Origin of the sequence: Bacillus sp. 7705b, from assembly GCF_002289525.1 — a bacterium.
In the GTDB taxonomy this organism is placed as follows: Bacteria; Bacillota; Bacilli; order Bacillales; family Bacillaceae; genus Bacillus; species Bacillus halotolerans.
The window spans coordinates 36579-58914 of record NZ_NSDH01000009.1 but is presented as its reverse complement, the minus strand read 5'-3'; the positions used below and the strand labels follow the sequence as shown (position 1 = coordinate 58914).

The 22336-nt window shown below is 45.4% G+C and carries 20 protein-coding genes; 8 read left to right on the top strand and 12 right to left on the bottom strand.

What is annotated here, in order from left to right; all coding sequences use genetic code 11:
* The first annotated feature begins 150 nt into the window (after window positions 1-150).
* Window positions 151-897 (top strand): C39 family peptidase, encoded by a 747-nt coding sequence (locus tag CJU60_RS03310; protein WP_010332017.1) that lies wholly within the window; start codon window positions 151-153, stop codon window positions 895-897.
* Between the two features lie 249 nt (window positions 898-1146).
* Entirely contained in the window at window positions 1147-1812 is a 666-nt protein-coding gene (pelC, locus tag CJU60_RS03305) for a pectate/pectin lyase PelC (RefSeq protein ID WP_010332018.1), read from the top strand.
* Window positions 1813-1831: 19 nt separating this feature from the next.
* On the opposite strand, the gene hprF is transcribed toward pelC, so the two are convergent.
* From hprF to hprK, 5 genes are read right to left on the bottom strand one after another with little or no spacing between them, the layout of a single operon-like run.
* On the bottom strand, window positions 1832-2353 hold the full coding sequence (hprF, locus tag CJU60_RS03300) for a heptaprenylglyceryl phosphate O-acetyltransferase (protein ID WP_095712936.1): 522 nt from the start codon (window positions 2351-2353) through the stop codon (window positions 1832-1834).
* A gap of 3 nt (window positions 2354-2356) precedes the next feature.
* Window positions 2357-3007, bottom strand: a complete 651-nt coding sequence (gene ppaX / locus CJU60_RS03295; RefSeq protein ID WP_095712935.1) for a pyrophosphatase PpaX — start codon at window positions 3005-3007, stop codon at window positions 2357-2359.
* Window positions 3004-3942: a nucleoside recognition domain-containing protein gene (locus tag CJU60_RS03290; protein ID WP_095712934.1), complete on the bottom strand. Its 939-nt coding sequence runs from the start codon at window positions 3940-3942 to the stop codon at window positions 3004-3006. The genes ppaX and CJU60_RS03290 overlap by 4 nt, the downstream gene beginning before the upstream one ends.
* 23 nt (window positions 3943-3965) lie before the next feature.
* Window positions 3966-4775: a prolipoprotein diacylglyceryl transferase gene (gene lgt, locus CJU60_RS03285; RefSeq protein WP_095712933.1), complete on the bottom strand. Its 810-nt coding sequence runs from the start codon at window positions 4773-4775 to the stop codon at window positions 3966-3968.
* A 13-nt stretch (window positions 4776-4788) separates the two neighbouring features.
* Entirely contained in the window at window positions 4789-5721 is a 933-nt protein-coding gene (gene hprK, locus CJU60_RS03280; RefSeq protein ID WP_010332023.1) for an HPr(Ser) kinase/phosphatase, read from the bottom strand.
* A gap of 182 nt (window positions 5722-5903) precedes the next feature.
* Here hprK and nagA point away from each other — a divergent pair, with 182 nt between their 5' ends.
* From nagA to CJU60_RS03265, 3 genes are read left to right on the top strand one after another with little or no spacing between them, the layout of a single operon-like run.
* Window positions 5904-7094: an N-acetylglucosamine-6-phosphate deacetylase gene (gene nagA / locus CJU60_RS03275; RefSeq protein ID WP_095712932.1), complete on the top strand. Its 1191-nt coding sequence runs from the start codon at window positions 5904-5906 to the stop codon at window positions 7092-7094.
* Window positions 7091-7819, top strand: a complete 729-nt coding sequence (gene nagB / locus CJU60_RS03270; protein WP_095712931.1) for a glucosamine-6-phosphate deaminase — start codon at window positions 7091-7093, stop codon at window positions 7817-7819. Before nagA ends, nagB begins: the two co-directional genes overlap by 4 nt.
* Window positions 7820-7832: 13 nt before the next feature.
* On the top strand, window positions 7833-8564 hold the full coding sequence (locus CJU60_RS03265; protein WP_024122992.1) for a GntR family transcriptional regulator: 732 nt from the start codon (window positions 7833-7835) through the stop codon (window positions 8562-8564).
* Between the two features lie 19 nt (window positions 8565-8583).
* Here the strand turns inward: CJU60_RS03265 and CJU60_RS03260 are convergent, their stop codons facing one another.
* The gene (locus CJU60_RS03260) at window positions 8584-12459 is read right to left on the bottom strand and encodes a lamin tail domain-containing metallophosphoesterase family protein (protein WP_095712930.1); all 3876 of its coding nucleotides are present in this window, start codon (window positions 12457-12459) and stop codon (window positions 8584-8586) included.
* A gap of 603 nt (window positions 12460-13062) precedes the next feature.
* On the opposite strand from CJU60_RS03260, the gene CJU60_RS03250 reads away from it, so the two are divergent.
* Window positions 13063-13572: a MarR family transcriptional regulator gene (locus tag CJU60_RS03250; RefSeq protein WP_095712929.1), complete on the top strand. Its 510-nt coding sequence runs from the start codon at window positions 13063-13065 to the stop codon at window positions 13570-13572.
* A gap of 18 nt (window positions 13573-13590) precedes the next feature.
* On the top strand, window positions 13591-14805 hold the full coding sequence (locus tag CJU60_RS03245; RefSeq protein ID WP_095712928.1) for an MFS transporter: 1215 nt from the start codon (window positions 13591-13593) through the stop codon (window positions 14803-14805).
* Between the two features lie 26 nt (window positions 14806-14831).
* On the opposite strand, the gene CJU60_RS03240 is transcribed toward CJU60_RS03245, so the two are convergent.
* From CJU60_RS03240 to CJU60_RS03225, 4 genes are read right to left on the bottom strand one after another with little or no spacing between them, the layout of a single operon-like run.
* The gene (locus tag CJU60_RS03240) at window positions 14832-15191 is read right to left on the bottom strand and encodes a phage holin family protein (protein ID WP_010332033.1); all 360 of its coding nucleotides are present in this window, start codon (window positions 15189-15191) and stop codon (window positions 14832-14834) included.
* 1 nt (window position 15192) lies between these two features.
* Window positions 15193-15390 carry a PspC domain-containing protein gene (locus tag CJU60_RS03235; protein WP_024122997.1) on the bottom strand — a complete coding sequence of 66 codons (198 nt, stop codon included), beginning with the start codon at window positions 15388-15390 and terminating at the stop codon, window positions 15193-15195.
* A 4-nt stretch (window positions 15391-15394) separates the two neighbouring features.
* Window positions 15395-16492, bottom strand: a complete 1098-nt coding sequence (locus CJU60_RS03230) for a DUF4097 family beta strand repeat-containing protein (protein WP_095712927.1) — start codon at window positions 16490-16492, stop codon at window positions 15395-15397.
* A 23-nt stretch (window positions 16493-16515) separates the two neighbouring features.
* Entirely contained in the window at window positions 16516-16842 is a 327-nt protein-coding gene (locus tag CJU60_RS03225; RefSeq protein ID WP_095712926.1) for a hypothetical protein, read from the bottom strand.
* Window positions 16843-17060: 218 nt separating this feature from the next.
* Here CJU60_RS03225 and CJU60_RS03220 point away from each other — a divergent pair, with 218 nt between their 5' ends.
* Window positions 17061-17291 carry a hypothetical protein gene (locus CJU60_RS03220; protein ID WP_024123000.1) on the top strand — a complete coding sequence of 77 codons (231 nt, stop codon included), beginning with the start codon at window positions 17061-17063 and terminating at the stop codon, window positions 17289-17291.
* Window positions 17292-17334: 43 nt separating this feature from the next.
* Here the strand turns inward: CJU60_RS03220 and uvrA are convergent, their stop codons facing one another.
* Together uvrA and uvrB are read right to left on the bottom strand one after the other, a co-directional pair.
* Window positions 17335-20208 (bottom strand): excinuclease ABC subunit UvrA, encoded by a 2874-nt coding sequence (gene uvrA / locus CJU60_RS03215; protein ID WP_095712925.1) that lies wholly within the window; start codon window positions 20206-20208, stop codon window positions 17335-17337.
* Between the two features lie 7 nt (window positions 20209-20215).
* The gene (gene uvrB / locus CJU60_RS03210) at window positions 20216-22201 is read right to left on the bottom strand and encodes an excinuclease ABC subunit UvrB (protein WP_010332039.1); all 1986 of its coding nucleotides are present in this window, start codon (window positions 22199-22201) and stop codon (window positions 20216-20218) included.
* Window positions 22202-22336 lie beyond the last annotated feature (135 nt).

Genomic DNA, 22336 nt, shown 5'->3' with positions numbered 1-22336 from the left:
TGCTTAACTTTCGCACGAATCTTTTTCGTTCAGAAATCCTCCTCTAAATATGAAAAAGTCATGAATAAATGATGAAAGGTAGGTCATATCTCAAATTCTTGATGTTTGGCATGCTATAATACAAATCAAATAGAGAACAAGGAGTTAAAGATGAAAACACTGCGAACGTTATGTGTACTGATCATACTTTCTGCTGTCATTTTCTTCGGCATCAAAATATATGCAAAAGATATAGATATTTCGTTTTTCAAAATTGATTTAGGTGCAACGAAGAATGAATCTGAAGCAGCAAACAAAGAGAAGAAACTGAAAGGAAGCGCTGAGCCGATGGACGTCACGCTTTTCAATCAGATGGATGCCCCAAAGCTCTATAATGGCTGTGAGGTGACGAGCCTTGCGATGGTGCTGCACTATGCGGGATACAACGTGACAAAGAATACACTGGCAAACCAGATCGCAACAGTGCCTTTGACATACAGCAGCGGATTAAAAGGTGATCCGAATGACGGATTTGTCGGTGATATGGCGAACGGCCCGGGGCTAGGTGTCTATCACGGCCCGATCTATCAGCTCGCTAAAACCTATGCGGGGGACAGCGTTTCTGATCTGACAGGAAAAAGCATCTCTGCTGTTTATGAGCAGCTTGAGAAAGGCAACCCGGTTTGGGTTATCACGACAGCCAACTTTACGCCGGTTGACAACATGCAGACATGGAAAACGCCAAACGGAACGATCGATATCACGTACAGCGAACACAGTGTCGCCGTCACGGGTTATGATGAAAATTACGTGTATGTGAATGACCCTTATGGCTATAAAAACAGAAAAACAGACCGGACCAGCTTCGAAAAAGCGTGGGTGCAAATGGGCAGCCAAGCCATCGTCGTTCAAAAGTAAAGCTGCCCGCTTTCACAAGCTTTTCTTATGCTCTCTCCTGAGCAAATACGCCAATACTCATGCTTGATGTTTACATCAGGTAACAATGACGCATTTTCCATTTTCCATCCAAATTTGTCTTTACTTTCAGGCTGGCTATTTTTATGATTAAAACAGATTCAGCCTTGCCCCGATCTATGTGAGAGAAGCCGGTGCAAGATGCTGACGCTTCTCTTACAAAACTAAAGATATCCGGGGAGGATTTTATCATTGAAAAAAATCGTGTCTATCCTATTTATGTTCAGTTTGGTTATGGGCTTCAGCCAGTTTCAGACATCAACTGCTTTTGCAGCTGACAAAGTGGTTCATGAAACAATTATCGTGCCAAAAAATACAACATATGACGGGAAGGGACAGCGGTTTGTAGCAGGAAAAGAATTGGGTGACGGAAGCCAATCCGAAAACCAAAAGCCTGTTTTTCGTGTGGAAGACGGAGCAACTCTGAAAAATGTAGTGCTCGGAGCTCCTGCTGCTGATGGCGTGCACACTTATGGAAACGTTAACATTCAGAATGTGACGTGGGAAGATGTCGGTGAGGACGCGTTAACTGTGAAGAAGGAAGGAAAAGTAACCATTGACGGCGGTTCTGCTCAAAAAGCTTCTGATAAAATCTTTCAAATCAATAAAGCCAGCACGTTTACAGTGAAAAACTTCACTGCGGATAACGGCGGAAAGTTTATTAGACAGCTGGGCGGGTCGACCTTCCATACCGATGTCATTATCGACAGATGCACCATCACAAACATGAAGGAAGCGATTTTCCGTACGGACAGTAAAACGAGCACTGTCACCATGACGAACACAAGATACTCCAACGTCGGCAAGAAATGGATCGGCGTCCAGCACGTAACGGAAAAAAACAATACCCAATTTTAATATACAGAAAAAGCCCGCGCTATTTATTCAGCGGGCTTTTTATTCTTTCCTGCATTTCTTCCCTTGTGTATATGATTTTCATCGGATTTCCGCCGACAAATGCTCCGGCTGGCACATCCTTATGGACAAGCGTTCCGGCAGACACGACTGCGCCATCCCCTATTTCTACGCCTGGCAGAATGGTCGTGTTGGCTCCGATCATCACTTCGTCTCCGATCAGGACTTTACCGGTTCGATACTCCTGAATTAAATACTCATGGGCCAAAATGGTCGTATTGTATCCGATGATTGAATTCGTTCCGACTGAGATCTTTTCCGGAAACATAATATCGGGCATCACCATGAGGGCAAAGGATGTCTGCTTTCCGACCTTCATCCGCAAAAATGTACGGTACAGCCAGTTTTTCATCCCTATAAACGGTGTGTATCTCGCGATTTGAATAATCATAAAATTCTTCACTACCTTCAAAAAAGGCACCGTTTGATAGACATGCCACAGTGAGTTAGCACCTGATACAGGATGCCGATCTGTTTTTCTCACAGATTACTTCACTCCAACGATTTGTAATAGATCACTCATTTTCTCAAGCATATAGTCAGGCTCATGTTTCGCCAGCGCTTCCGGGCCTTTAATCGTCCAAGCGACCCCGGCTGTTTTTGTACCGGCGTTTTTACCCGCCAGAATATCATGATAGTTGTCGCCGACCATGATGGCTTCCGTAGGCTCGCTTCCCAGCTGTTTCAGCGCCAGCAGAACAGGCTCGGGATCAGGTTTTGCCATCGTGACGTCATCAAGTGTAACAACGGTTTCGAAAAATTCGCCGATGCCCGTCAGCTTAAGGCCCATATTGACAGTATCTCTTAATTTTGTTGTCACAATTCCTAATGTAAAGCCTGCTTTTTTTAGTTCATCCAGCGTTTCATAAACCGTTTCATATTCGGTGACAAGTGTGTCATGCATCTGGTGATTGTATGTTCTGTACATGCTGATCATATCTTCAGTTTTCTCAGCATCCATTGAAGAAAACGTTTCAAAAAGAGACGGGCCGATAAACGCAAGCACATCTTCACGTTTATAGCGGCTCGGGTAATAATGCTCCAGCGTATGCAAAAATGACGCGATAATTAATTCATTCGTATTAATAAGGGTTCCGTCTAAATCAAACAGAATTGTCGTAACTTGTTTATCAGTCATACTGCTTCCTTTCCAACCGCTGAGGGTTTCCATTTTTTCCACGTATACGATATAGCCATCGTCAGCAGCACAGCCGTAGTGACCCGGATCAGCAGAAGCGGCCAAACTGGAATGCCAAGCGGAATAAAGACAAGTGTGTCTTCAACGACGGCATGGCAGGCAACGAGAAAAATAAAGGCCAGTGTCATGTCGCGCCTGCCAACGCCGTCATCTTCGACTGCTTTAATCATGACACCCGCTCCGTAGGCCAGACCGATTGTCAAGCCGGCCACCATTGTCATCGAGGTATTTTTATTCATGCCGAGCATCTGCGTAAACGGAGACAGCCACTTCGAAAACGTGTGCAGCCAGCCTAAGTCTCGCATAAATTGAATGATGATCATCAGCGGGATCACAATTGCCGCCAGCTGCAAAACGCCAAGACCGGCTTTCATTAAAGCCTCGGCCAGCATCGCCAGCCAGCCGTCAGGCGCATCACCCCTTGCAGCGATAAAACCGTACTGCGCCGTTTCCTGCCCGCCATGCCAGATGAGATTGATGACGATTGCAGAAACAGCTGCCAAACCAATGCGCACTGCCAATATGATGCCAATCCTGATCCCGACCTTTGCTGCGACTGTCGATTCGATAATCAAGTTATGACAGAATGAAAGCATCACCGCTAAGATAAAAACTTCCTTCACGGATAAATCCAGTGTCAATATCCCGGCAATTCCCGCGTACAGATTCAGCATATTCCCAAGAACAAGCGGGATCGCCGCTTCACCGGAAAGCCCGAATAGGCCCATCACTGGTGTAATCAGCCGTACCAGCCAATCCATGACAGGCGTATGCTGAAGCAAAGTGACCACCAGCGTTACCGGAAAAATGACTTTGCCGAGTGTCCATGTTGTTTGAAGACCTGCCGCAAGACCGGCCAGAAAAATCTTCTTCATCCCTCATCCCCCTTTGTTACCGTCTACTCTGCGTAACGTTTCGCCGAGTACCCCTTGACGCGTCTGAAGATGATTGCTGCTACAGCCAAAACAATCAATACGATTGAGATCACCTGAGCGATGCGAAGCGAACTTGTCAGCATTAAGCTGTCAGTCCGCATTCCTTCAATAAAGAGCCTTCCGATTGAATACCAAATGATATAGATTAAAAACAGCTCGCCTCTCCGCAAATTCGCTCTGCGCAAAAGCAGCAACATAATAACGCCGACAAAGCTCCATAGTGATTCATATAAAAAAGTAGGATGATAATATTGGCCGTTGATGTACATTTGATTGATGATAAACTCAGGCAGGTGCAGATTTTCTAAAAAGGCTCTGCTGACCGCCTCCCCGTGTGCCTCTTGATTGACAAAGTTTCCCCAGCGGCCGATCGCCTGACCGAGCAAAATGCTTGGCGCCGCGATATCCGCAAGCTTCCAGAAAGAAATGTTTTTCACTCTCGAAAAGACATAGCCTGTCAAAATGGCACCGATTAAGCCGCCGTGAATCGCGATGCCACCCTTCCAGATTTTTATGATTTCCCCCGGATGTTCGGCATAATAATCCCATTCAAATGCAACGTAATAAATCCGTGCGCAAATAATCGCGATTGGGATCGCAAAAAGGACGAGATCGATAAAAATATCTTTCTGCAGTCCTCGTTTCTCACTTTCTCTCATGGCAATCCAAAGCCCCAGCAAAGCACCGAGGCCGATAATGATTCCGTACCAATGGACGGCTAACGGCCCCAGCTGAAACGCTATCGGATTGAGTGGTTCTATCGCTTCATTCATTTATTGCCAACTCCTATTCGTCTTGTTCACCGTCTTCAATGACATCCGCCAGCTTGTTGGTAAATTGCTCAGCGGCGTTTAAGCCCATCCGCTTCAATCTGAAGTTCATAGCAGCCACTTCAATAATGACCGCGAGATTTCGTCCCGGACGGACAGGGATCGTGAGTTTTGTAATTTCTGTATCAATAATTTTCATTGTTTCTTCTTCGAGTCCAAGACGGTCGTATTGCTTGCCCTGCTCCCAGAGTTCAAGATTCATGACAATTGTAATTCGTTTATTGCTTCTGACCGCACCGGCACCAAACAGCGTCATGACGTTTATAATGCCGAGCCCTCTAATCTCAAGCAGATGCTCAATGAGCTCAGGGGCGTTTCCGACAAGGGTATCCTGATCCTCCTGCCGAATTTCAACACAATCATCAGCAACAAGGCGGTGGCCTCTTTTCACAAGCTCCAACGCAGTTTCACTTTTTCCGACGCCGCTTTTCCCTGTGATCAGCACTCCGACGCCATATATATCGACAAGCACACCGTGAATGGCTGTAGTTGGCGCAAGTCTGCTTTCTAGGAAGTTGGTCAATCGGCTTGACAGTCTTGTCGTTTTCAAAGGCGATCTGAGGACAGGCACGCCGTTTTTCTCGGAAGCGTCAATGAGCTCCTGCGGGATAGGCATATCTCTAGACAGAATAATAGCTGGTGTTACATCCGTGCATAGAGAGTCCATTCGCTGCTTTTTATCCTCTTCCGGCAGCTGTTCAAAGAAAGAGAGCTCTGTTTTCCCCAGAAGCTGTACGCGCTCTCTAGGGTAATATGTAAAATATCCGGCAATTTCAATGCCTGGTCTTGATAAATCGCTCATCGTAATCGGGCGGTTAATTCCTTCTTCTCCGCTGATTAATTCCAAATGAAACTGTTCCATTACATCTTTTGTCCGAACCTTTGCCACGATATGTTCCTCCTGTTCCGGGATAACCCGAGCTTGCTCAACAATAATTTCATTTTATCACTTTCGGGCTTGAACCTAAAACAGATTTTATAAAAGACTGGCAAACGTGTCAGCTGGTCTAGATCACTAGTCTGAAAAAGAGTAAAATAAACGTATTCATATTCCAGAAAGGCGGATCATTTATGGCAGATAGTCTTCTTCTCAGCGGAATCAGTATCGTGACAGAAAATGAAGTGATTAAAAACGGCTATGTTGGGGTCAAGGACGGAAAAATCAGCGCTGTCTCAACAGAACGGCCAAAAGAGCAATACGCAAAGGAAATTCAAGGCCCAAAGGATGCCGTATTGCTTCCGGGGATGATTGATATTCATATTCACGGCGGCTATGGCGCAGATACAATGGATGCGAGCTTTTCCGTGCTCGATGCCATGTCCTCAAGACTGCCTGAGGAAGGCACAACGAGTTTTTTAGCGACAACCATCACACAGGAACACGGCCAAATTTCTCAAGCACTGGTAAACGCGAGAGATTGGAAATCTGCGGAGGATTCCTCTTCATTAGGTGCGGAATTGATCGGAATTCATTTAGAGGGTCCCTTTGTTTCACCTAAAAGGGCCGGAGCGCAGCCAAAGGAATGGATCAGGCCCTCAGATCTTGCACTTTTCAAGAAGTGGCAGCAGGAGGCAGGGGGGCTGATCAAAATCGTCACGCTTGCGCCGGAGGAGGACCAGCAATTTGAGCTGATCCGTTATTTAAAGGATGAGTCGATTATCGCGTCAATGGGACACACGGATGCAGACTCCGCATTACTTTTGGAAGCCTTTGAAGCAGGCGCCAGCCATATGACTCACTTATACAATGCGATGAGCCCGTTTCATCATCGTGAACCCGGAGTAATCGGGACAGCCCTCGCACATGAGGGGTATGTCACAGAGCTTATTGCTGACGGTATCCACTCCCATCCGTTAGCGGCAAAGCTTGCTTTTTTAGCAAAAGGCAGCAGCAAGCTTATCTTGATCACCGATTCGATGCGGGCGAAAGGGCTGAAAGACGGAGTCTACGAGTTCGGCGGACAAAGTGTGACAGTAAAGGGAAAAACAGCTCTTCTTCCGGACGGGACGCTTGCCGGTTCGATTTTAAAAATGAATGAAGGCGCCCGGCATATGCGCGCGTTTACGAATTGCTCTTGGACGGATATAGCAAATATAACTTCAGCAAACGCGGCCAAACAGCTTGGCATCTTTGACCGAAAAGGCAGTATAACAGAGGGAAAAGATGCGGATCTTGTAATCGTCAGCAGTGAATGTGAGGTGCTTCTCACCGTTTGCCGCGGAAACATTGCATTTAAATCCAAGGAGGCTGATCATATATGAAAGTAATCGAATGTCAATCGTATGAGGCATTAAGCCAAAAAGCTGCCGGCATTGTGGCTGAAACAGTCAGGGAAAAGCCTGATGCCGTTCTCGGTTTAGCAACAGGCGGGACACCGGAAGGCACGTATCGCGAGCTAATCCGCCTGCACCAAACAGAGAATCTTTCTTTTCAAAACATCACCACGATTAATTTAGATGAATACGCCGGGCTTTCCGGTGATGACCCAAACAGCTATCACTGCTATATGAATGACCGTTTCTTTCTGCATATCGACAGTCAACCGAGCCGGCATTTTATTCCTGATGGAAACGCAGGTGACCTGGAAGCCGAGTGCAAACGCTACGAACAATTGATTGAATCACTTGGCGGAGCGGACATTCAGCTGCTCGGCATCGGCCGGAACGGGCATATCGGCTTTAATGAACCAGGTACATCATTTCAGTCCCGCACACATGTCGTGGCATTAAATGAACAAACCCGTCAGGCCAATGCCAGATATTTTCCCTCCATTGACAGTGTGCCAAAAAAAGCCGTTACAATGGGAATTCAAACGATTCTCTCAAGCAAGCGGATTCTTCTGCTTATCTCCGGCACAAGCAAAGCCGAAGCTGCCAAAAGGCTGCTGGACGGACAAGTCAACGAGGAATTCCCTGCGTCTGCTTTGCATCTGCATCCTAACGTTTCGGTTTTGATTGATCAAGAAGCCGCGGGATTCAGGCATTGAAAGGATTTTCGCTATGAATATCGATAAACAATCTCCTATCCCGATTTATTATCAGATTATGGAGCAATTAAAAGCCCAAATAAAGAGCGGAGAGCTGAAGCCGGATATGCCGCTTCCTTCCGAGCGGGAATATGCCGAGCAATTCGGGATCAGCCGGATGACAGTGCGCCAAGCGCTTTCTAATTTGGTCAATGAAGGTTTTCTCTATCGCCAGAAAGGCCGGGGCACCTTTGTCAGCAAGTTAAAAATGGAGCAAGCGCTCCAAGGGCTTACAAGCTTTACCGAAGATATGAAAAGCCGCGGTATGAGGCCGAGCAGCAGGCTCATCGATTATCAGCTTATCGATTCGACTGAGGAGCTGGCCGCCATACTAGGGTGCGGGCACCCGTCCCGCATCCACAAAATCACACGGGTTCGGCTGGCGAATGATATTCCTATGGCGATCGAAGCCTCACACATCCCATTTGAGCTGGCAGGTGAATTAAATCAGTCTCATTTCAAGTCGTCGATTTACCAGCATATCGAAAGGTACAACAGCACGCCGATTTCCCGCGCCAAACAAGAGCTTGAACCGAGCGCCGCAACACAGGATGAAGCAAGCATGCTCGGCATCCAAGAGGGGGCGCCAGTCCTGTTGATTAAACGAACAACGTATTTGCAGAACGGGACTGCTTTTGAGCATGTAAAATCTGTATACAGGGGCGACCGTTATACTTTTGTTCACTACATGGATCGGCTGTCATAAAAAAATCTCCAACCCCTTTTTAAGGATTGGAGACACGGCGAAAATCAAACTGGTCTGGCGCTGGACGATAGGTTTCTTTTTTCGTCTTGAACTTCCAGATCGGTGATTTCGTTTTTCCGTTAAAGCTGTCTTCCACAATGGTGTACCAATAATAAACAGAACTCGGCTCTAGATTCTCCCAAAGGAATTCGGCGGTTTCCCCGCTTTTCACTTTCTCGCGTTTTCCGAGCTGTTCGTTTGTATAGACATTGCATTCAAAATAATCGGTTTCTACTCTTTTCATTCTTGGCTTCAGATCAAGCTCCAGCGTAAACTCATCCTTGTTGCCGTAACTATCTGTATCATAAAAGTTTTTATCATCCAAATACGGAGAGTATGTGGATACATGCACCACATTGTTTGCCTGGTCAAACTGCATCAAACGCAAATATCCCTGGCCGCCCTCGGGCCCGCCCTGATAATCAGCAAGCATTTGATGTACGAGACGATCCGGTTTTCCGTCTCCGTCATCATCCAGCTCATCTGTTTTTCTCATCGCGCTGTGATAATGTCCGCTTAACACCATCACGACATTCGGGTTCGGCTTGACAACTTTCTTGAAAATTTTCTCACCGATCGGGCTTCTGTTTCCGCTTACGAGTAAATATTCATGAAAAGCTAAGACAGCTGTCCTGTCAGGGTGCTTCTTCAGCACTTGATTCATCCATGCGATGTCTTCGTCCGTGATGCCCCAGCCCATGTACAGCATGATATAGTCATTGCCGCTGCTTGATATGAGGTCATAATGCCCGCGGTTATTTTTGTACGATTCGCCATAATACAGTCTCTTATCGAAACGGTGGCTGCCAAAGTATTTGCCAAATGCCCTGTAGGAGCCGTCCTTATGACCGACATCGTGGTTTCCGGCCAGCACGCCGTAAGGAATTCCGCTGTTGTCCAGGACACGCATTGATTGATCAGCGTTTCTCCACTGTCTGATATCCGCGGAATCATCTACAATATCCCCTGTATGAAACACGTATTTCGTATTCAGCTTCCTTTGGGTATTTTTGATCCATGCAGTCTGCTTATCAAAAATATGCGGATAGCTTTTTGCATAATATTGCGTGTCTGACATCCAGACAAAGGTATACATATCCTTCGCAGGAGGAATTTCGTCCTGAACAATGATATTCACCTTAGATTTCCGTACATAATCGGAAGCGATGACAGACGCCTTTAGCGTGAACTGTTTGTCATCTTTGGCAACGAAGCTGTCAATCGGCTGCCACTGGCTTGTCCGGTAATTCCAAGCGTACATTGTCACTTTCCTCCCCGGCAGAGAGCTTCCTCTCCAAACGGCTTCAGCTAAATCATTCTCATCAATGGACGGGTCAACCGTCACTTCAAAACGGTGATAAGGAAAAAGCTCCTTCTCTTCAGTTGACACTGTTTTTCCGTCAGCTCCTGACACCCGATTCATTTCTTCATTGGTAAACGGCGTCTCGCTTTCCGGGACAAAGCTCTTCGGAGGTTCAGTCAGTGACGCATGCTTAAAAATTTTCACATTATTTCTGTTTTGCGCCGTATATTGAAAGCCTCTGTAAAAAGACACATCCATCGCGTCATTCGTCGGATCCTTCACCCGCACCGAAAGCTTGGCTTTGTGCGTATCGGCATCGCTATTTACGATTTCCGGCTGGTCCGGATGCTCCCGCTCTGTCTTAAATGTCCGCTCAATAACCGTTTTATTGCCAGCCAAATCTGTTGCTGAGACTTTCAGCGTGTGTTTGCCCGGAGACAGCTCAGAAGTTGACGTATGATATGGGAGCGTAATGCTGTCACCATCTAAAAATGCCTCTGTTTCCTCTATTTTGCTCCATTTATCAAACATATCTGCCTGCAGAACCAGGTTACCTTTATACGTCTGTCCGTCCGTCACATTCGGTTCGATGTGCGGCCCTGAATTATCAACCCGCACTACAAAACTCAGGTTTTCATTCCCGTCGCTTACTGCAATATGATGGGCTCCTTCAGTCAGCTTCTCTGTATCCCACTTCAGCAGCTGTGACGTAAACAGTCCGTCAGGCAAATGAAATTGAAACGGCCAGCTTTTATTTGAGCGCTGATTATCCCCAATAAAAAGCTCCTTCTCGGGAGAAATACGCTCATCCCTGATCACCGTTCCATCCGATAATACCAATCGGGCATTTTTGACTAAAAAGTCATCACGGTTTTCAGCCGTATCAAACGGAGATACCTTTGAACCCGATCGTATCGTGATACGCTGCAGCTGCTTCCCTTTTTGAAGCAGCGTCTCCGGCAAAGGGACAGAATAGGTGCGGTATTTATTTGTCGTATCATCGAAGACTTTTAGCACCTTGCCGTCCATCGTTACAGCATTTTTAAAGTAAAGGTTCGTTTTTCGGGTATCGAACGCAAAATATACTTCTTTTTCCATGGCGGGCTCTGTCAGTTGTTTTTTTCCGTCAATCCACAACTTAATGCTGTCAGTCCGCCCATCCGTAGTCGCTTTGAGAAACTGTGTCCCCGAAAGTGTATCTCTGTTTTCTATATTCATCCGCAAACCGTGCGACTTGCTTGTTTGCTTAATATCAATCATTTTGACAGGCGTCTTCGCTTCATTAATCCCGTCACCGGCTACGACGTAATACTCAAGCTGATCCTTCCCGATCAGCTCAGGTGAGTAGACAATATAATGGTACAAATGATCGTTGCGGTCTTTTTCAGCGAAAATGCGTTTGAACGGTTTGTTTTCATCTGTCCGATAATAAAAGGCGGCCGTTTTCACTAAACTGCGGTCACGTATGTCAGCCCGCAGTTCAATGCTTTCAGCCGGACGGACAGGCTTGCGGTCTGTTAAATCTTCTATAACCGGCTTTTCTTTATCAAGCATCATTTTTCGTTTTTGCTCTGGAACCTGCGCCTGTAAAACCGAGCCTGGCGACGGATTTTTTTCTGCTATTGAAATGTTGAGCAGTTCCGCTGTTCCATCGAGAGGATATTTATAAAGCACAGACGACAGGCGGCGCAGCGCATGCTTTCTGTAGTGCGCAACTGAAATATCCTTCCCTGTATTCGTCGATATCGCAACCGCACGCGGCCGGGTATTCGCCATGCCCTCTGTTCCTTCCAGCACCAACAGATTTTCCCCTTCTCTCAAATGTGTCTGATAGTGCCGGTTAAAATCATCCGATGTCAATTCAGGATGTCCGGCAGGCTTGAGCCAAAATACACAGGTTTCGCCAGAAGGAATAACGACCCGCTGATCAGGTCTCCAAATCAAATCGGAGTCCGGCCCTTCCTTCGGATAGCGATAGCGGATGTGATAATCTTTAAAATCAATTGTTCTGTCGGTTGTATTATATACCTCAATAAATTCATAACCGTCTGTACGCCCGGTATTTTTTGTATCAACCGCAAGCTCGGTGATCAGCAGCTCCGGGATATGGGCGAGATCAGCCTGATATCCATCCAGCTTCAGTGTCTTCGTTTCTGACTCCACCTGCTGCTTTCCATTCGAGAACACAATGTAATACTCGAGCTCGCTATTCCAGATTGACCTCTTCGGAATTTGCGCCAAAAACTGGCGGATAGCTCCAGGGGTTGGGTCCATCGGCACCATTTTATAGCCCAGTTCATTGCTTTGTTTATAAAACAAAAAGGCAGAAAACGATTGATACTCACTGTCACGCACGTGCGCCTGAATGATCAGGTTGCCCTTCATTTCAGCCTTCACTTCAATTTGAGGAGGGTTTTCAAGCAAGGGTATGTAATGAGGCGTTTGAAACGGCTCCTGCTTTATGACGGGCAAGGCCCTCGCTTCATGATGGCCGCCAGACTGAACAAACAGAAAAGACAATAATAAAGAAGCGATGACTGTGTATTTTCTCATCACGACACCTCCCTTTTACGTATTTTGCGTCTGAACAGGGAAGCTTATGAGTTAATTTTTGTGCAAAAAGAACAAAAAGATATCTGCACCTTGGAGTTCCACTATTATCCAATAAACCGAGGTTAGTTAAACCGGTTAACGATAAAATCAGAGAGGCAGATTGATGAATAACAGCATTCATAATGAATGATTTCAAGCGATACAAGAGTTCGCATTAAAAAGAGATAAGCACGGTACAGCTTCCATCTCATTTACCTCTTAAAATGAGATGGATTATTGATAGACAGCACTTAAAGCTTCAACGGATCATTTTCAGCAATAACCTTTTTTCGTTTCATAGACGATTACCATAATTAATGTTTATCAGTAAACATTGGTCATTCCATCCCTTATTCTGCCATGTGTCAATATCATCAGCCCTAAAAAATTGAAAATAAGTGTAAATGCCATGGTTTTTACACTATTTTTACTGGTCATTTTTCAGCTTCCTTAAGCACCAGCAATTGACAACAAAAACAAGTACAGATAAAATAAAATCGTTCACCGGTAAACAATTTTTATTATTTCCTGGTACACCATTCATTCAAAGAAAGAAGGTAGCCTATGTCCGATCTGACAAAACAGCTGATATACGACATATACGTTCGGCTCCTGCATCTTAATGAACAAAAAGCGAATACTTCACTTCGGCAGTTCTTTAAGGAGGCCGCAGAAGAAGATGCTAGTGATGTTCCCAAAAACATCACTAGCATCCATGTCATTGACTGTATTGGTCAACATGAACCGATTAATAATACGGGAATTGCCAAAAAAATGAACTTATCAAAAGCGAACGTAACGAAAATCAGCACAAAACTGATCAAAGAAGAATTTATCAATAGCTATCAGCTGACTGATAACAAAAAAGAAGTCTATTTCAAATTAACCCGTAAAGGCAGACAGATTTTTGATTTGCATGAAAAACTGCACAAAAAAAAGGAGCTGGCATTTTACCAATTCCTTGATTCATTCTCACAAGATGAACAGCATGCTGTATTGAAATTTTTAGAACAGCTTACCTCCAGACTTGAAGCTGAGCAAACAGATGATACTTCAGAGAAACCTGTAAAGTAAAAAAGGGGGTTGTTCTTTATGGCTCAAACGAAATCAAAAGCAATGCTGATCTTGTATATTGTTTGTTTCAGCGCATTTTTTGCTTCTTTAAGCCAAAATATATATTCACCCATCATCCCGATTATTAAAGAATCTTTCCATGTCTCTGTAACCCTCGTAAACCTGACAATTTCAGTTTTTATGATTGTGACAGCCATTATGCAAATTATTTTGGGCCCCATCATCGATTTTAAAGGCGCGCGTTATATCTTGCTTGCCGGAATACTGGCAACGGCGGCAGCCAGTTTCGGGTGTGCCATCACCACTGATTTTACTTTGTTTCTTATTTTCAGAATCGTACAGGCAGCCGGTTCCGCAGCACTCCCTCTCATTGCAGCCACCACAATCGGCCAGCTATTTACAGGCAGTGATCGCGGAAATGCCATGGGTACGTATCAAATGCTGCTTTCGGCCGCCCCGGCTATTGCTCCTGTTCTCGGGGGGTTTCTCGGCGGTGCTTTCGGACACGAAGGGATCTTTTGGATGCTGACGGTGATCTCTGTTATTTTATTAGCAACAAACAGCATTTTCTTCCCTAAGGATTCTCATAGCGCACCAAAGCAAGATGCAAAATCAGGCAGTTTGCTTGCTCATTATAAATCCATTTTCACAAACAGAGCTGGAAATGTCATTTTGACCTTAAGCTTTTTTCTCTTTTTCATTTATTTTGCGGTTATTGTCTATCTTCCGATATTGCTGACGGAACATTATCATATGGATGTACAGATAGCGGGACTGTTATATTTGCCTCTGGCGTTAAGCACAATCGCTGGTACCTTTCTGTTTAAAAACATACAGGCAAAAGTTCCTTTAAGTACATTGTTTGTCTACAGCAATTCAATTGCAGCGGTCAGCATCATTTTATTTGCTTTTACCCATTCCGTCTCGATCATTCTTATGGCTCTCACATTGGCGCTGTTCGGTGTCTCGATGGGGGTTATTCCTCCCCTGTATTCCACGATGATCACCAATGAGTTTGAACACAACAGGGGGAGCGCGATCGGAATCTTTAACTTTGTCAGATATACAGGTATGGCGGCCGGCCCGATGATATCAGCTTATCTGTTGACACGGATGCCGTCTGTCATGTCCTTTGGCCTTTTGGGTATCGCATTTGCCATATTGAGCTTTTGCCTTCTGCCGTATATGCATCAGGCGAAACATGACATCAAACAAGAAAAACATCTTATGTAAAAAAGCTGCCATTTGCATGGCAGCTTTTATTTTTTTCGAAGCGGTTCTAAAATGCCTTTTTGAATCAGCAAATGGAACACCGACAGGACAACAGATGCCAAGATGGCTGATCCGAAGCCGTCAATTTGAAAACTGTCACCCATAATGGACGCTGTCATCATCAAGGTGATGGCATTAATCACAAACAAAAAGAGACCCAGCGTCACAACTGTGACAGGCAGCGTAAAGATAATCAAGAGCGGTTTAATCAGCACGTTTAAGATTGATAAAATGAGGCTGGCAATAATCGCTGCCCCGATGCTGCTGATATGAATGGAATCAATGTAACCGTCAATGACGATTAATAATAAAGCATTTACTAAAATGCTGACTGCCCATTTGACCATGTTACTTCATATCCCTTTCTGACGGAACAATAAAAATCCAAATGATATATATGAGCAGAACAGGAATAACGCTTGTCATAACGGCTAAAATGACGGTTATCACTCTGAGGAGTGACGCATCCCAGTTGAAATACTCCGCCAGGCCGCCGATGACGCCGGCCATTTTCCTGTTTTTTTCTGAACGATATAATCTATTCATTCGATCACCTCTGTGTATACTTTAATTTGATGGCGCCAGTTAATGATTCGGAGAAAACGGCGATGTTTTGATCATGTGCTTGATTAGAAGTGAACATCATTTCTTTTTGAATGGTATCATTTTTTTCTTTCAGCATGTCAACATCTATTAATTCGTGGGACAGCGAGCCGAGATTGCTTTTCAGTTCAGCCTTCACCGCAAGATCATCCGGAATCGACAGCTCCACATTTCCAGTAGTCGTTTTTGTGTAAATCGAGCGGCAGTCTGATTCTGTTACAGTAATCGCGATATTTCCGTTAAAGCTTTGAACATCAATGGATTCGCTTTTTCCGCGCAGATCAATCAGCCCGTTAATGGTTTCCGCTTCTATCGTGCCGCAATTGTGATTGGCTAGCTTAATTTGGCCGTTCGCCGTTTCTGCCGAAGCTTTTTCAGCCGTCAAATTCGAGAACGACAGCACGCCATTTGTCGTTTTCGCCGAGAACTCTTTTACATGTAAATGTTCCCCTCTGATCGGTCCGTTAAACAGCTTCACCCGAATCTTATCATACTCCTTCTGAGGAATATACAATGTGACATTGGTTTTCATCGTTTTCTTTTCTGTACGGATAAAAAACTTATTTCCTTTGATTTCACATTCAATATGCTGAAGAAAAGCGTCTCTTGCTGCTTCTTGGCTGTCAGTGCGATATACCTTCGCCTGGCATTCCGCTCTGATATCCTCGTCTTCCCACGGAACAATATTTACGCTGCCGTTTGCGATCTGGAGCTCCACACTGGAAAAATCAGTATCCTTAAATTGAAAAATATGCTGTACGTCAAACGAATGCCCGAAGTTTAAATCAAGATCAACTTCTTTGACCTTTTTCACAGCAGAATCAATCCAATCGAACAGCTTCGCCCCTAAAGACGGCTTGTTGCCCTCTTTTTTGGCCGCTGTGAATGGCTCATCCTCTTCATGAACGTTAACTGACAGAGCCGTGATTTTTTCTTCTTTTTCCTTATAGTCGCTGTCGAGCTTTTCAATCAGCGTCAGTGCTTCCTGTGCCGTCAGCTTTCCTTCCTCCACAAGCTTGAGGATTCGTTCCTTTTCCTGCTTCATTCGATCTCCTCCCTATGATCTACTTATGCTGCACGCAGCACCTTAATGCCCTGAATGACGTTCCAAATGATAATACCGAGTACAACTAAGAAATAGACGATGACTCCGCCAATCATCACAAAGACAGGCAAAACGCTTTCCCCATCAATGGCAATGGCTCCGCCAAGAAAAGCGATAAATAAGATCAGCCAGCCGACAAAGGGAACAATGTGGGAAATGAGAGAACGCACCGCGTGACGTTTCGTCTCTTTCTCATCAACAACAAAGTAAGCGACAATCGGCACAATGACCGGCGCGATAAAGACGCTGAAATAACAAAGTGATGCAATTATGGCTTGATTACGGTTCAATTTATTCCACTCCCATCGTTAATCATCCGTGATTATAAGTCAGGACGTTTTACTTAGATAGATATACGTATAAAACCTCCAGAGGTTTCAAAATCATCCTTTAGACATGCTTCCATTTACGGAAATTGGATTTTAAAAAGTTTTAGAAGTAGAATCTTTCAGCCGTACCGATTACAATATGTAAAAAGCTTACGGCAATCAAGGAGGCTGGACAAGCAATGGAGAAAGATCCCAGTGACTATACAGTAACACAAGAATCCGTTTTAAAACTGATTCATGAACAAAAAAGAATGAACCGTGAAATGTTAGCCGAGCTTGAACAGATTCACGGGCCTCTTCCCATCTCTCATGACATTCAATATATAAAAGTTCTTCTGGACAGCAGCAGCACTCATATTGTTCAAGATTTAATGAATGTGAGCCGGCAGCTGTATAAGAAGACGTTTTAATAAATACTGCAAAGAAAAGTGAAAACCCTCTGAAAAGAGGGTTTTAAGATGTTGCAGTTTCTTTCGCTTCCAAGAGTGACTTCATGCGTTTTTTGTCACGCTCCATAACAGGCTTCAAATAACGCCCTGTATACGACTCTTCCACTTCAGTGATTTCCTCCGGTGTTCCCGACGCGACAATGGTGCCGCCTCCGGCTCCGCCTTCGGGCCCCAGATCAACAATATAATCAGCCGTCTTGATGATATCAAGATTATGCTCAATGACAAGCACTGTATCCCCATTATCAACCAGACGCTGAAGCACGACAAGAAGTCTGGCGATATCGTCGACATGCAGACCTGTTGTCGGTTCATCTAAAATATACAGCGTGCGGCCGGTTGAGCGTTTATGCAGTTCAGATGCAAGTTTCACCCGCTGCGCTTCACCGCCTGACAAGGTAGTCGCAGGCTGGCCGAGCGTAATATAACCAAGACCAACATCGTACAGGGTTTGGAGCTTGCGCTTAATTTTCGGGATATTTTCAAAGAAAGAAAGAGCATCTTCGACCGTCATATCAAGCACATCAGAAATGCTTTTTCCTTTGTATGTCACTTCAAGTGTTTCCCGGTTGTAGCGTTTGCCGTGGCACACTTCACATGGCACGTATACGTCAGGAAGGAAGTGCATTTCAATTTTTATAATCCCGTCTCCGCGGCAGGCTTCGCATCGTCCGCCCTTCACGTTAAAACTGAAACGGCCTTTCTTATAGCCGCGGACTTTCGCTTCATTTGTCTGTGCGAACACATCGCGAATATCATCAAAAACACCGGTGTATGTCGCAGGATTTGACCGCGGCGTTCTTCCGATCGGCGCCTGATCAATATCAATGACTTTGTCTAAATGTTCGAGGCCTTTGATTTCTTTATGGCTGCCTGGCTTCGCTTTTGCTTTATGAAGCTTTTGCGCTAATGCCTTGTGAAGTATTTCATTGACGAGAGTGCTTTTCCCCGATCCTGATACACCCGTAACCGCTGTAAACGTCCCTAGCGGAAACTTGGCATTTGCCTTTTTCAGATTGTTTTCTGAAGCGCCTTTAATCTCAATATAGCGGCCGTCCGGTTTTCTTCTTTCGGGAGGCAGCGGGATAAATTTCTTCCCTGATAAGTAACTGCCTGTTAACGAATCTTGATCTGCCATGACTTCTTCCGGAGTTCCCGCGGAAATAATTTGTCCTCCGTGGATGCCGGCACCCGGGCCGATATCAATTAAATAATCGGCTGCCATCATCGTATCCTCATCATGTTCTACGACGATCAGTGTGTTCCCCAGGTCTCTCATGTTTTTCAGCGCGCTGATTAAACGGTCGTTATCACGCTGGTGCAGACCAATTGATGGCTCATCTAAAATATAAAGCACACCGGATAACCGCGAACCGATTTGAGTTGCCAGCCTGATCCGCTGCGCCTCTCCCCCGGACAATGTTCCCGCTGCCCGGCTCAGTGTCAGATAATCAAGTCCGACCTTATCCAGAAAGCTTAAACGCTCCACAATTTCCCGCAAAATCAGATCGGCAATCTTCATATCCTTTTCAGAAAGCGTAAGGTCTTTGAAGAAATCAAGGGCATTTCCGACAGACAGCTCGGTAATTTTTCCGATGTGACGTCCGTCGACCAGTACCGCAAGCGCCTCTTTCTTTAGCCGATAACCTTTACAAGTCGGACAAGCCTTTTGGGACATATATTGCTCCATCTGCTCACGGATGAAATCCGAGCCTGTCTCCTTGTAACGTCTTTCAATGTTGCGCAATACGCCTTCAAATTGGATTTCACCTTCGCGTATTTGCCCGAAATCATTTTCGTAACGGAAATAAATCAGGTCATCTCCGCTTCCATAAAGGACTTTATCCAGCTGATGCTTCGGCAGATCCTTTACCGGCACATCCATATCAATGCCGTAATGGGTGCAGACCGCTTCAAGAAGCTGCGGATAATATTGTGAGCTGATCGGCGTCCAAGGGGCAATTGCATTCTCTTTCAACGACAAATCTTGATTGGGAATGACAAGATCTGCATCAACTTCGAGCTTCATACCTAGACCGTCACACGTTGGACACGCTCCGAATGGGCTGTTGAATGAAAAAAGCCGCGGCTCAAGTTCACCGATTGAAAATCCGCAATGCGGACAGGCATGATGCTCACTGAACATCAGCTCTTCCTCACCGATCACATCAATCATGACACGCCCTTCACCTAATCGAAGCGCTGTCTCCAATGAATCCGACAGACGGGCTGCTACGCCTTCTTTTACCACAATCCGGTCAATGACAACCTCGATTGAATGCTTCTTATTCTTTTCTAATTCGATCTCATCAGAAAGCTCGGCCATCTCGCCGTCAATTCTGACTCTGACATAGCCTTGTTTTCTGATCTGCTCAAGCGCTTTTACATGAGCGCCTTTTCTGCCGGACACAATCGGCGCCAGCACCTGAAGCTTCGTCCGCTCCGGATATTCCAAAATCCTGTCCACCATCTGCTCAATGGTCTGTGACGTGATTTCGATTCCGTGCTCCGGGCAATGCGGCTTTCCTACTCTCGCATACAAAAGACGCAGATAATCATAAATTTCCGTTACCGTACCGACAGTAGATCTCGGGTTTCGACTCGTTGTTTTCTGGTCAATGCTGATGGCAGGAGAAAGCCCTTCAATCGCATCGACATCAGGCTTATCCATTTGCCCTAAAAACTGGCGGGCATAGGCGGATAACGACTCAACATATCGTCTCTGCCCTTCTGCATATATGGTATCAAAGGCAAGGGAGGATTTCCCTGACCCAGACAGTCCTGTAACAACGACAAGCTGATCTCTAGGAATGGTTACATCAATATTTTTCAGGTTGTGCGCCCTTGCTCCCTTCACCTCAATCCGATCCATAGCCATTCTTTCATCATCCTTCCGCTTTTAACTCTAAAAGTAAATCGCGAAGTTCCGCGGCTCTCTCAAAATCAAGCGCCTTGGCGGCTTCCTTCATTTCATGCTCCATTTGTTCGACGACTTTCTGACGCTCTTTCTTCGTCATTTTCGACAGCTTCGGCGCAGCTTTTGTTTTATACTCCGCTTTGTCCTCAGCAGCCACAGTCGCACGAATCACGTCACGAATTTCTTTATTAATCGTTTGCGGCGTAATGCCGTGTTCTTCGTTAAACCGCTCCTGCTGCTCGCGCCGGCGTTTCGTTTCATTAATTGCAATTTCCATAGACTTCGTCATTTTATCGGCGTACATGATGACACGGCCTTCCGCGTTCCTCGCCGCCCGTCCGATCGTCTGAATAAGCGAACGCTCCGAACGCAGGAAGCCTTCCTTATCCGCATCTAAAATCGCAACCAAGGATACTTCCGGAATATCAAGCCCCTCTCTCAGGAGGTTGATGCCAATGAGCACATCATGCTTGCCGAGACGCAAATCACGAATAATTTCGATCCGTTCAAGCGTCTTAATTTCTGAATGCAGATAATTAACCTTGATGCCGATTTCTTTTAAATAATCGGTTAGGTCCTCTGACATCTTCTTCGTCAAAGTCGTTACAAGCACCCGTTCATTCCGTTCAACTCTCGCGTGAATTTCACCGATTAAATCATCAATCTGGCCTTCAATCGGCCGCACGTCAATAAGCGGGTCAAGAAGCCCTGTCGGACGGATGATCTGCTCTATCATTTCATCTGTATGTTCAATTTCATACGGCCCTGGTGTGGCTGACACATAGACGATATTGTGCATATGCTTTTCAAATTCTTCAAACCGGAGCGGGCGGTTATCAAGCGCTGACGGAAGACGGAATCCGTGATCCACAAGCACCTGCTTTCTCGCCTGGTCTCCGTTAAACATGCCGCGCACCTGAGGAATCGTCACGTGCGACTCATCCACCACAATCATAAAATCGTCAGGAAAATAATCGAGAAGCGTATACGGCGTTGAACCCGGCGGGCGAAGCGTCAAATGTCTTGAATAGTTCTCAATGCCGGAGCAGAATCCCATTTCCCGCATCATTTCAAGATCATATCTCGTCCGCTGCTCTAAGCGCTGCGCTTCCAGAAGCTTGCCGTTTTCATGCATGACCTTCAGCTGCTCCTCAAGCTCCTTCTCGATATTTTGAATCGCTTTTTCCATTTTTTCGGCCCGCGTAACGAAGTGGGATGCCGGGAAAATCGCGATATGTTCACGGTCGCCTAAAATTTCTCCGGTCAGGGCGTCCACTTCCCTGATCCGTTCAATTTCATCTCCGAAAAACTCGACTCTTACACAGTGTTCATCACGGGATGCCGGGAAAATTTCCACTACATCTCCGCGCACACGAAACGTACCGCGCTGAAAATCAATGTCGTTGCGGGCATACTGAATGTCAACAAGCTTTCTAAGCAGCTCGTTGCGCTCAATTTCCATTTCAGGACGCAATGACACAACCATTTCACGGTATTCTTCAGGCGAACCGAGACCGTAAATACAAGACACACTCGCAATGATAATCACATCTCTCCGTTCAAACAGAGACGATGTAGCGGAGTGTCTGAGTTTATCAATTTCATCATTAATGCTGGCATCTTTCTCTATAAATGTATCCGTTTGAGGCACATACGCCTCCGGCTGATAATAATCATAGTAGCTGACAAAATACTCGACAGCATTGTTCGGAAAAAATTCCTTAAACTCGCTGTAAAGCTGTCCGGCAAGGGTTTTGTTATGGGCAATGACGAGTGTCGGCTTATTGACTTCTTTAATCAAATTGGACACCGTAAATGTTTTGCCCGTTCCTGTTGCACCCAGCAGAGTCTGATGCTTCTTGCCCTCCTGAATGCCTTTGACAAGCTTTTCAATGGCTTTCGGCTGATCTCCCTGGGGCTGGTATTTTGAGACTAACTCAAAGCGATCTTTCACAAATAAGCCTCCGTTTCTTTAACGAAATCTTCCTATAGATATAGTAACACAATGGAAAGCAAAATCACCAAAAATACGAACTAAAGTTCGGTGGTTTTTTATTTCCAGCTGTTTTCATGTATAAAAAACCTGCTT